9 protein-coding genes are annotated in these 11,259 nt (G+C 69.1%); 2 read left to right on the top strand and 7 right to left on the bottom strand.

Annotated features, from left to right (window positions below):
• The first annotated feature begins 11 nt into the window (after positions 1-11).
• On the top strand, positions 12-845 hold the full coding sequence (locus tag AC3ERS_RS08385) for a hypothetical protein (protein ID WP_431965185.1): 834 nt from the start codon (positions 12-14) through the stop codon (positions 843-845).
• A 21-nt stretch (positions 846-866) separates the two neighbouring features.
• Here the strand turns inward: AC3ERS_RS08385 and AC3ERS_RS08380 are convergent, their stop codons facing one another.
• Together AC3ERS_RS08380 and AC3ERS_RS08375 are read right to left on the bottom strand one after the other, a co-directional pair.
• Entirely contained in the window at positions 867-2,129 is a 1,263-nt protein-coding gene (locus tag AC3ERS_RS08380; protein ID WP_431965183.1) for a TetR/AcrR family transcriptional regulator, read from the bottom strand.
• Between the two features lie 188 nt (positions 2,130-2,317).
• Entirely contained in the window at positions 2,318-3,565 is a 1,248-nt protein-coding gene (locus AC3ERS_RS08375) for a TetR/AcrR family transcriptional regulator (protein WP_431965181.1), read from the bottom strand.
• 412 nt (positions 3,566-3,977) lie between these two features.
• Here AC3ERS_RS08375 and AC3ERS_RS08370 point away from each other — a divergent pair, with 412 nt between their 5' ends.
• Entirely contained in the window at positions 3,978-4,712 is a 735-nt protein-coding gene (locus tag AC3ERS_RS08370; RefSeq protein ID WP_431965179.1) for a DJ-1/PfpI family protein, read from the top strand.
• Positions 4,713-4,772: 60 nt separating this feature from the next.
• Here the strand turns inward: AC3ERS_RS08370 and AC3ERS_RS08365 are convergent, their stop codons facing one another.
• Genes AC3ERS_RS08365 through AC3ERS_RS08345 form a run of 5 tightly spaced genes read right to left on the bottom strand, consistent with a single transcriptional unit; the run spans position 4,773 to position 11,258 of the window.
• Entirely contained in the window at positions 4,773-6,716 is a 1,944-nt protein-coding gene (locus AC3ERS_RS08365) for an acetoacetate--CoA ligase (protein ID WP_431965177.1), read from the bottom strand.
• A 30-nt stretch (positions 6,717-6,746) separates the two neighbouring features.
• Entirely contained in the window at positions 6,747-7,556 is an 810-nt protein-coding gene (locus AC3ERS_RS08360; RefSeq protein ID WP_431965175.1) for an HpcH/HpaI aldolase/citrate lyase family protein, read from the bottom strand.
• Positions 7,553-8,059: a MaoC family dehydratase gene (locus AC3ERS_RS08355; protein WP_431965173.1), complete on the bottom strand. Its 507-nt coding sequence runs from the start codon at positions 8,057-8,059 to the stop codon at positions 7,553-7,555. The genes AC3ERS_RS08360 and AC3ERS_RS08355 overlap by 4 nt, the downstream gene beginning before the upstream one ends.
• On the bottom strand, positions 8,056-9,216 hold the full coding sequence (locus tag AC3ERS_RS08350; RefSeq protein WP_431965171.1) for an acyl-CoA dehydrogenase family protein: 1,161 nt from the start codon (positions 9,214-9,216) through the stop codon (positions 8,056-8,058). The genes AC3ERS_RS08355 and AC3ERS_RS08350 overlap by 4 nt, the downstream gene beginning before the upstream one ends.
• A complete protein-coding gene (locus tag AC3ERS_RS08345; protein ID WP_431965169.1) occupies positions 9,213-11,258 on the bottom strand; it encodes an acetyl/propionyl/methylcrotonyl-CoA carboxylase subunit alpha in 2,046 nt (681 codons plus the stop codon). The genes AC3ERS_RS08350 and AC3ERS_RS08345 overlap by 4 nt, the downstream gene beginning before the upstream one ends.
• Position 11,259: the final 1 nt, after the last annotated feature.

Below are 11,259 nucleotides of genomic sequence, written 5' to 3'. Positions count from 1 at the left end.
AAGGAAATGCCATGAGTGACAACGATGTCGATAGCGGCGCCGCGTCCGTCGCGGGGGACAACACGGCGAAGGCAGCCGATGAGACGGCTGCGGATGTGAAAGCTGCTGCGGCGCAGAGCGATGCGAAACCGGCTGCGTCCTCGGATGTGTCCGCCGTCGCCGCCGCGAAACCGGCTGCGTCGGAGGGCGAGGTGAAGGCAGTGGTGTCCACCGATGCGAAACCAGCTGTGGCGGACGGCGAGGTGAAAGCGGCGGATTCCACCGCCGCAGGCGCCACGGTGGACGCGAAACCAGCTGCGGCGGAGACAAGTTGGCGCGATCGTCTGCGCATTCCAGGCGGCGCCAATGGCGTCGTTGCGGCACGTGCCGCGGTGGCCGTGCTGCTGGGCGCCGCGGTCGCTTCGACCGGCTGGTTCTTCGTACAGAACCGGAACAACGAGGCGCTGCTGGAAGCCCATGAGGAGGCCAAGGCGGCCGCCTGCGCGTACGCGCCGGTGCTCGCGAACTACGACGCCAAGAACCTCGACGCCTATTTCGCCGCGGTGCTCGACGGCGCGACGGGCGACTGGAAGAAGCAGTTCGACGACACCAGCCGCGAGCTGAAAGAGGTGCTGACCCAGGGTGAGGTGGTTTCCAAGACCAACGACGTGCAGTGCGCGGTGAAGAGCGGTGACGAGACCTCCGCGGAGGCGATCGTGGTGATCGGCCAGACCATCACCAGTGTCGGCACCCAGGGCAAGCCCGCGCCGGGTCAGCTGTCCATGGTGATGCGGATGGCGAAGGTGGACGGCAAGTGGCTGGTGAACAAGGTGAATTCACCGCTGGTCCCCTCGCCGCAGCAGTAGCGCTTCGTCTTTCGTCTCTGATCACCGAGTCGTCGCGGCGGGCCGCCCGAACAGGATGACCTGCATCAGGTGGATCACCCGCGCCTGCGAGCAGATCGGGTTGTCGGGGCCCAGCCACTGGCCGAGGTCGACGACGAGTGCGAAGGCGGCGTGCACCAGCACCCGCGACTCGGCGGCGGACAGTTCCGGGCGCACCCCGACGACGAGCTTGGCCCACTCTTCGACGTTGAGCCGCTGGATGTTCCGCAGCACGGTGCGGTCCTCCTGCGGCACGTTGCTGATCTCGGCGTAGTAGACGAAGGTCAGTTCCCGCTCGGCGAAGGAACCGGCGACGTACAGCTCGATCAGCCGGGTCAGGGCGCGCTCGGGGTCACCCGCGGAGGCGGCGATCGCGGGGCCGATGGCGGCCGAAACCCGGTCCGCCGCACGGCGGAACGCGGCGGCCAGGATGTCGCCCTTGCTCCGGTAGAAGCGGTAGACGGCCGAGGACGCGGGCAGTTCCGCGGCATTGGCGATGTCCTCGACGCTCACGTTGGGATAGCCGCGTTCGTGGAACAGTTCGATGGCGCGCCGCAGCAACAGCTCGTGCTTGAAGCGCAGCGGCACCTCGGTGGCGCCGTCGGCGACCGGCGCCTCGCCGACCGGCGGCAGGTCGGAACGCACGACATCCAGGCACGCCGTGCGCAGCAGCCTGGTCAGCGAACGCACCGGAATCGACACGTGGTGATCGGAGATGCTGCCGATGACGCTGAGCGCGGCAGTGGCCAGGACGATGCTGTCCGCGCCCACCTGCTCGGGCCGCGCCTCCGCGAGCAACCCGCCGACCACCCGGTACGCCTCGATCAGCTGCTCGATCAGGACCCGGTAGTCCTCCTGCTCGAGGTAGCGGCTCTGCCACCGCAGCAGAGCCGCGCCGCGGCGGTTGGCGATGGACTTCTCGATGAGCGTGTCGAGAATGTGCTCGAGCCGCAGGCTCGCCGGGGCGTCGGCCAGGTCGTCGGGCAGCTGCACGGCTTCGGCGCAGAGCGCGCTCAGTCGCAATGCCTCCTCGCGGAACAACGCGTATTTGCTCGGGTAGTGGCGGTACAGCGCGGTGGAGCTGATGTCGAGCCGGGATGCGATCTCCTCCATGCTGACGCCGTGGTACCCCAGTGCGCCGAAGGCTTCGGCGGAGGTCGCCGCGATCTGCGCTCGCCGGTTTCGCGGCCGTCGTCGGATCACCTTTGGCGCGGCGTTCTCACCGCTCGCGCTCTCACGCGGGGCGCGGCCTTTGTGCGCATCCATGCGGCGATGCTAACCCAAACGGATGCTCGGTAAAGCCGCCTTTCTGATGCCGGAATCAAACTGAATGAAAGATCACAAACTAGTGGTAACACATGTGTTATGCCGGACGATCATAACGATGGGGATCAGAATATTCGGTAACATCAACGGTGCGAGCGAGACCCACGCGGCATCCCGGGGGAGTGCTCCTAGACCTGAGCGGGGCGGCCGAACAACACGATCCGCATCAGCAGCCGGACCCGATCCTGCGCCGCGAGCGGTTCGCTGCCGAACGAGCGGCCGAGATCGATGACGAGCGCGAAGGCCGCGTGGATGAGGAAGCGCGCCTCGGCGGGCGAGAGCTCGGGTCGCACCTCGCGCAGCAGCTTGGCCCATTCCTCGACGCTCAGTCTTTGGATATTGCGCAGTACCGAGCGCTCCTCGGCCGGAACATGCTGGAACTCGGTGAAATACACGAACGTGAGGGCGCGCTCGGCGAACGAGCCGGCGACGTAGTTTTCGATCAGCGCGGTGAGCGCGGCTTCCGGTCCGTCGGAGGTGGCGACGGCCGGACCGATCGCCGCCGAGACGCGGTCGGCGGCCCTGCGGAACGCTGCGGCCAGCAGATCGCTCTTGCCGCGATAGAAGCGGTAGACCGCCGACGCGGCGGAAAGCCCTGCGGCGCTGGCGATCTCCTCGACGCTCACGTTGGGATAGCCACGCTCGTGGAAGAGCTCGACCGCCTTGTGCAGCAACAGCTCGTGCTTGAACGACTCCGGGATCTCGATCGGCGTCGCGGGTTCCGCGGTCGCAGCCGCGGGCGGCAGCTCCGCGCGCGCCAACGCCGAGCAAGCCGAGTCGAGCAGCCGGGCAAGGGATTTCGCGGGCAGCGCGGCGTGGTGGTCGGCGATGCTGGTGATGGCGCTGAGCAGCGCGGCGCGCAGCACCCGGACGTCGTTGTCGTCCAGTTCGGGGCGCAGTCCGCGCAATTCGGTGCCGAGTGCGTCGAGCACGGTGGCCTGCTGCTCGGCCAGGATCCGCTGATCCTCCGGCTCCAGGTAGCGGCCCTCCCAGCGCACCAGCGTGACGCTCGGACGGTTCTCGATGGTCGCGCCGATCAGTGCGTCGAGCACCCGGTGCAGCCGCTGCTCTGGGGTGAGCTCGGCGGTGTCGTCGGGCAGCTCGACCGACTCCGTCATCGCGCGGCCCACCCGCAGCAACTCCTCCCGGAACAGCGCGTACTTGCTCGGATAGTGCCGGTACAGCGCGGCCGAGCTGATCCCGAGTCCGGAGGCGATGTCCTCCATGCTCACGCCGTGGTAGCCGAGCGCGCCGAAGGCGGCGGCGGACGCCGCGGCGATCTGGGCTCGCCGATTCTTGGGCCTGCGCTTGATCTCCCGTGGTGCCGAGTCGCCGCTGACTGCCTTTCGCGCCGTACGGCGATTGTCGACACTCATGCCGGACATCGTAACGACTCCGCTCGCACTGTGATTTGCCCAGGTCGCGGTACGTCGAACGGGCCGGGTCCGCGCCGAGGGCTCGTCGTGGCGGTCGTTTCCGTGTGGTCCCGAGGCTTGGTCCGCTCCGGGACCACACGGTCCGCCGTTCGGCTCGGCGTGACGACGAGGCGGGATGCGCCGCGCCGTGCCGTTCGGAGCTCGGCGACCGAATCATCCGCACCGAGGGCACCAGCAGTCGGCGTGAATCGCTCACCGAACAGATATAAACATACAGGAGCAGTAGGCCAGGTAAGCGTCAAAATTGAGTCAAGAATCGATAGTCACTAAATGTGCGCGACTCGAGGCGGTGGTGTTACCGTTGCGCCGGGGCCGTCGCGCAGACGGATCATCGAGAGAAGTGGGGGTTGCCGTGTCGGCATTTCAAATCGCGGTGGTGTTGTACCCGGGCATGACGGCGCTCGACGCCATCGGCCCGTACGAGGTGCTGCGCTTCGCACCGGGCGCGGAGATCCGCTTCGTCGGTCACGAGGTCGGTCCGGTCGTCACGGACAGCGGTGCGCTCGCGCTCGGCGTGACCCACACCTTCGACGAGACGCCCGCTCCTCGGCTGGTCGTCGTGCCCGGCGGCCCGGCCGCGACCGCCGTCGCGGCGGACAAGAAGGTACTGGACTGGGTACGCGCCGTGCACCGGACCAGCGAATGGACCACCTCGGTGTGCACGGGTGCGCTAGTGCTCGCCGCGGCGGGTCTGCTGGACGGTAGACCCGCCACGACGCATTGGGCGGCACAGCGCCCCCTCGGTCTGCTCGGAGCGGTGCCGAAGCCCGGCGAGCGGTTCGTGATCGGCGACCGCATCGCCACGGCCGCGGGCGTCTCGGCGGGCATCGACCTCGCGCTGTGGCTGGTCGGTGAGATCTTCGGCAGGGAACGCGCCGAGGTCATTCAGCTCGGCATCGAATACGATCCGCGGCCGCCCTTCGACGCGGGCCACCCCGACAAGGTCGATGCCAAGGTGCGTCGTACGGCGCTGGCCGGCCAGGTGCGGCTGCTCGGGCAGTTGCGCCACAGCGGAACTCTGCTGCGCACCCTCACCGGTGCGCAGGAGGCGTTGTGGCGCAGCGCCATTCGACGGATCCGAGCCTGACGGCCGCGGTCGCCCGCACATCGGAGCCCGCGCCTGGCCGGAGCGAACCGGCGGTATCCCTCAGCGCTCGGCAGGCCGGATCTTCGCGTACCAGTCCAGCAGGTCGGGGTCGTCGACGGCGCTGCGCTCCACCACGCGTGCGGCCTCGGCGCCCTGGAACAGCTTCTTGATCGGCACCTCGAGCTTCTTGCCGGTGCGGGTGTGCGGGATGCCCGGCGCGACCAGGATTTCGTCAGGCACGTGCCGCGGCGAGACCTCGGTGCGAATGGTCGAATTGATGCGTTCGCGCAGTTCGTCGGTCAGCTCCGCGCCCGGCGCGAGGACCACGAACAGCGGCATCCAGTAGCCGCCGTCGGGCTGTTCCGCGCCGATCACCAGCGCCTCGGTGATCTCCGTCAGCCGCTCGACGGACTGGTAGATGTCGGCGCTGCCCATCCGGATGCCGTGCCGGTTCAAGGTGGAATCCGAACGGCCGTGCACGACGATGCTGCCGTGGTCGGTGACGGTGATCCAGTCGCCGTGCCGCCAGACGCCGGGGAACATGTCGAAATAGGCGTCGTGGTAACGCGTTCCGTCCGGGTCGCGCCAGAAACTCACCGGCATGGACGGCATGGGCGCGGTGATCACGAGTTCGCCGACCTTGCCGCGCACCGGCTTGCCCTCCGTGTCGAACGAGTCGAGCGCTACGCCGAGGTAGGGCGCCGACAGCTCGCCGGGCCAGACCGGCACCGTGCGAACGCCGCCGATGAAGGCCGAGACCACGTCGGTGCCGCCGCTGATCGAATTGACCGGTACGTGCTCGCCGACGTTGTCGCGCAACCACAGTGCGGAGGAGGGCGGCAGCGCCGATCCGGTGATGCCGACCGTGCGCAGCGCCGCGAGATCGTGCTCGTCGCGCGGGACGACGCCCGCCTTGATGCACGCCAGCACGTAACCGGGACTGGTGCCGAGCACGGTCGCCCGCGTCTCGGCGGCGATCCGCCACAGCGCGTCCGGCGCGGGATAGGTCGGGCTGCCGTCGTAGCAGACGATCGTGGCGCCGATCAGCAGGCCCGCGATCTGGAAGTTCCACATCATCCAGCTCGGGCTGGTGTACCAGAAGAATGTGTCGTCTTCCCCGATATCGGATTGCAGCGCAATCGCTTTCAGGTGCTCCAGCAGCACGCCGCCGTGGCCGTGCACGATGCCTTTCGGCAGGCCGGTGGTGCCGGAGGAGAAGACGATCCACAGCGGGTGATCGAAGTCGACCGTCTCGGTCTCGATGATCGCCGCGACATTGTCGGTGTCGACCGCCTCGGCCCACGGCACGGCGCCGGGGACCTCGAGGCCGAGCCGGGAGACGGCGACCGTCGCGCGCAGGGTGCCGAAACCCTCTTGTAGCGCGGCGATGTCGGCGCGCTTGTCGTGCGCCTTGCCGCCGAATCGGTAGCCGTCGGCGGTCACGAGCACGGTCGGTTCGAGCTGGCCGAGGCGGTCGAGGGCGGCCTTCGGCGAGTAGTCCTGCCCGCACGCGCTCCAGACCGCACCCAGGCTCGCGGTCGCCAGGAACGCGATCACCGCCTCGGGGATGTTCGGCAGGTAGCCGACCACCCGATCACCGGGCCGCACGCCCAGTTCGCGCAGGGTACGCGCGAACGCGGCGGTGGCGTCGATCAACTCGACCCAGGACACTTCGCGGGTAGGCGTGTCCTCGCCGACGGCCAGGATGGCGGGCCGGTCGGTGCGGGCCTGGCGCACGATCTGATCGACATAGTTGAGCCGAGTGCCCGGAAACCATCGGGCTCCGGGCATCTCCGTGCTCGCCAGCACCTCGCCGTCGATGTCGCCGAGCTCGAAGTACTCCCACACCGCCCGCCAGAAACCGGCCAGGTCGTCCACCGACCACTGCCACAGCGAGTGATAGTCCGACGTCGCGACGCCGGTGCGCGCGGCGACGAACCGTGCGAAATCGGTCACCTTGGCGTCGGCGATGTCCCGCTCGGTGGGCACCCACTGTGGTTGCACCGCAATACCTCCTGGCTCATGGATCAGTTGTCAGGCGTGCGCGCGTCGCACGATCTGTTCGGCGTGCCGGAGCACGGGGGCGTCGACCATCCGGCCTTCGAAGGCGAAGACACCGCGGTGCTTCGGCACCTCGTCGAGTACCCGCCTTGCCCAAGCGATTTCGTCGTCTGCGGGTGCGTAGGCCGCGCGGATCACCGGCACCTGACTCGGGTGGATCGCGACCTTCGCGTCGAAGCCGACAGCCACCGCGTCGTCGGTCTCGCCGCGCAGGCCGTCGAGATCGCGGAAGTTCAGATACACCGAGTCGAGGGCGAATTTGCCGTACGCCTTGGCGGCCAGCAACGCGCTGGAGCGGACGTGCCGCGCCACATCGCGATAGCTGCCGTCGGCGTGCCTGCTCGCGGTGCCGCCCAGACCCGCGATCAGGTCCTCCGCGCCCCACATGACGCCGATCGCGTTGCGCGCCGAGACCGCTCGCTCGATCGCCAGCGCGCCGAGCGGCGATTCCACCAGCGCGATCACCTCGTAGTCCGCCAGCGCCGTGATCTGTTCGGCGGATTCGGTTTTCGGCAGCATGACGCGGCGGTATCCGGTCTCGGCCAGTGCGGCGAGATCGAGCGCGTGCTCCTCGGTGTCCGCCGCGTTGACCCGCACCACGGTGGTCTCGGGATCGAGCGGGGTGGCCAGCAGGGCTGTCCGGGCCGCGGCCTTGTCCGCCGCCGCCACAGCGTCCTCCAGGTCGAGGATCACCACATCGGCGGCCGCGGCCGCCTTCTCGTAGCGCTCTGGTCGGTCGGCGGGGCAGAACAACCAGCCCGGCCCCGCCATCTGCCACGTCATGCCTGCTCCGGCGCCTTGCGGACCAGCGTCTTGCGAGTGGCCGTCGCCACCACCTCGCCGTGCTGGTTGCGGGCGGTGTGGGCGAAGGTCACGATGCCCTCGCCCGGCCGCGACTTGGACTCGCGCTTGTCGACGATCACGGTCTCGGCATACATGGTGTCGCCGTGGAACAGCGGCTTCGGGAAGGCGATCTCGGAGAAGCCGAGGTTCGCGACGATGGTGCCCTGCGTCAGCTGCGCCACCGAGAGCCCGACCAGCGTGGACAGCGTGAACATCGAGTTCACCAGCCGCTTGTTGAACGGCGGCAGCGCGTCGCTGAAGGCCGCGTCCAGGTGCAGCGCCTGGGTGTTCATGGTCAGCGTGGTGAACAGGACGTTGTCGGCCTCGGTGATGGTGCGACCGGGCCGGTGCTCGTAGACGACGTCGGTCTCGAACTCCTCGAACCACAAGCCGCGCTGGACGATTCGACGTTTGTCGATGGTTCGCTCGCTGCGCTCGTTCACAGGCCCAGCTCCCGTCCGATCAGCATCAGCTGCACCTCCGTCGTGCCCTCGCCGATTTCCAGGATCTTGCTGTCGCGGTAATGCCTGGCCACAGCGTATTCGTTCATGAAGCCGTTGCCGCCGAAGATCTGGGTGGCGTCGCGGGCGTTGTCCATCGCGGCCTCGCTGGCCACCAGCTTGGCGATGGACGCCTGCTTCTTGAAGGACTTGCCAGCGAGCATCAGCGCGGCGGCGTCGTAGTAGGCGGTGCGCGCGGCGTGCGCACGCGCTTCCATGCGGGCGATCTTGAAGGTGATGGCCTGGTTGCGGCCGATGGGCTGGCCGAAGGCGAGCCGCTCCTTGGCGTAGCGCACGCTCTCGTCGACGCAGCCCTGGGCCGCGCCCACCGACAGCGCGGCGATCGCGATGCGTCCCTCGTCCAGGATGCGCAGGAAGTTGGCGTAGCCGCGGCCGCGCTCGCCGAGCAGGTTCTCCGCCGGGACGCGCACGTCGGTGAGGCTCAGCGGGTGGGTGTCCGAGGCGTTCCAGCCGACCTTGTTGTAGGCGGGCTCCGCGACGAAGCCGGGGGTGTCGGTCGGCACCAGGATGGTGGAGATCTCCTTCGTGCCGCCGGTCGTTCCGGTCACCGCGGTCACCGTGACCAGCTTGGTGATGTCGGTGCCGGAGTTGGTGATGAACTGCTTGCGGCCGTTGATGATCCACGTGCCGTCGTCCAGCACGGCCTTGGTGGTGGTGCCGCCCGCGTCGCTGCCCGCGTCCGGTTCGGTGAGGCCGAAGGCGGCCAGCGCGCGGCCGCTGGTCAGCTGCGGCAGCCACTCCTGCTTCTGCTTGTCGTCGCCGAAGCGGTAGACCGGCATGGCGCCGAGCGAGACGCCCGCCTCCAGGGTGATGGCCACGCTCTGGTCGACCTTGCCGAGTTCCTCGAGCGCGAGGCACAGCGCGAAGTAGTCGCCGCCCATGCCGCCGTACTCCTCGGGGAAGGGCAGGCCGAACAGGCCCATATCGGCCATGCCCGCGACGACCTCGTACGGGAAAGTGTGGTTCGCGTCGTGCTCGGCGGCCACCGGGGCCACCACCTGCTTGGCGAAATCGCGGACCGTCAGCGCCAGGTCGCGGTAGTCCTCTGGCAGCGTGCCGGTGGACAGAAAGTCGGTCATACGAGGGTTCCTTCTCGTTCGGAGGTATTCGTTTCGTCCGCGGCCACGATGCGGGCGAGGGGCTGGTCGAGGCGTACCTGGGCGCCCGGTGCGACCAGCACTTCGACGGTGCCCGCCACCGGCGCGGTGAGCGTGTGCTCCATCTTCATGGCCTCCACCACGACGACGGGCGCGCCCGCCGCCACCGTCGCGCCGGATGCCACCGGGACGGCGATCACCGAACCCGGCATGGGGCTGCGTATCTCGGCGTCGCCGACGTGTTCGCCGCCGCCGCGCACGTTCACCTCGGCGACCTCGCGGAGCACCGCGACGCCCACGGGCCCTGCCACCCAGAGCTGTCCGTCGTGTTCGGCCACCCGGTAGTCGCGACGCACGTCGTCGACGGTCAGCGTGAGCACACCGCTTTCCGCGGTACGCGCGGCGAAAGTCGCTTTCAGCGTGAGGGATTCGCCCTCGCCGACGCGGACCTGCGCCGCGTCGGGGCGGCCGCCGAGGTAGACGTGCTCGGTGCGGTCGCCGCCGGCCAGCCGGATCGGGGTCGGCGCGGGAACGCCGATTCGCCAGCCCGACGGGATGTCCCACGGGTCGGACGGCTCGGCGGGCCAGCGGCGCAGCCAGTGGTAGGCCGCCGCGACCACGAATTCCTCGTCGCGTACCGGTTGGGGATGGAAGTCGCCGACCCTGCGGTCGAGCAGACCGGTGTCGAGTCGTCCCGCGGCCACGTCCGGGTCGGCAAGCAGGAAGCGCAGGAATTCGATATTGCTGGTCACCCCGAGCAGCACGGTGTCGGCCAGCGCCCGGTCGAGCGCGGCGAGCGCCGCGGCGCGGTCGGGGCCGTGCGCGATGACCTTGGACAGCATCGGGTCGTAGTCGCTGCCGACCACGGTGCCCACGCGCAGTCCCGAATCCACCCGCACACCAGGCCTTTCCGGTTCCACCAGGTCCAGCACCGCGCCGCCGGTGGGCAGGAACCCGCGGCCGGGGTCCTCGGCGTAGACGCGCGCCTCGACGGCGTGCCCGGTGAGCCGGATCTCCTCCTGGCGGGCGCCGATCTTCTGGCCCGCCGCGACCCGGACCTGGCATTCCACCAGATCCACACCGGTCACCAGTTCGGTGACCGGATGCTCCACCTGGAGGCGGGTGTTCATCTCCATGAAGAAGAACTCGTCCGGCCGGTCGGCGGAGACGATGAATTCGACCGTGCCCGCGCCGACGTAGTTCACGCTGCGCGCGGTATTGCACGCCGCGGCCCCGATGCGCTCCCTGGTGGCCGCGTCCAGCAGCGGCGAGGGTGCCTCCTCGATGACCTTCTGGTGCCTGCGCTGCAAGCTGCATTCGCGCTCGCCCAGGTGCAGCACGTTGCCGTACTGGTCGGCGAGGATCTGCACCTCGATATGGCGGGGCCGGGTGACGAACCGCTCCAGGAACAGGGTGTCGTCGCCGAACGCGGCGCCCGCTTCGCGCCGCGCGCTGACCAGCGCATCGGGCAGCAGCGCCGGGTCCTCGACCATGCGCATGCCCTTGCCTCCGCCGCCCGCCGACGGCTTGACCAGCACCGGGTAGCCGATCTCGGCGGCCGCGGCGATCAGCTCGTCGTCGGTCAGGCCCGGCTTGGCGATGCCGGGCACCACCGGCACGTCGAAGGCCGCGACGGTGTTCTTGGCGGCGATCTTGTCGCCCATGATCTCGATGGCGCGGGCGGGCGGGCCGAGGAAGACGATGCCCGCGTCGGCCAGTGCCGCGGCGAAAGCGGCGTTCTCGGAGAGGAATCCGTAACCGGGGTGCACGGCCTGCGCGCCGGTGCGCACGGCGGCCGCCACGACTTTGCCTATGTCCAGGTAACTTTCGCGGGCGGGCGCGGGGCCGAGGCGCACGGCGGTGTCCGCCTCGATGACGTGCCTGGCCCCGGCGTCGGCGTCGCTGTAGACAGCGACGGAGCGAATGCCCATGGCGCGCAAGGTACGGATGACACGCACCGCGATCTCGCCGCGGTTGGCGACGAGTACGGTGTCGAAATCGACGGGGTGGGACTTGTTCAGCATC

The sequence above is a fragment of the Nocardia sp. bgisy134 genome, assembly GCF_057708325.1.
Note: the sequence above shows the minus strand (reverse complement) of the source record. Positions and strands in the feature narration are given on the sequence as shown.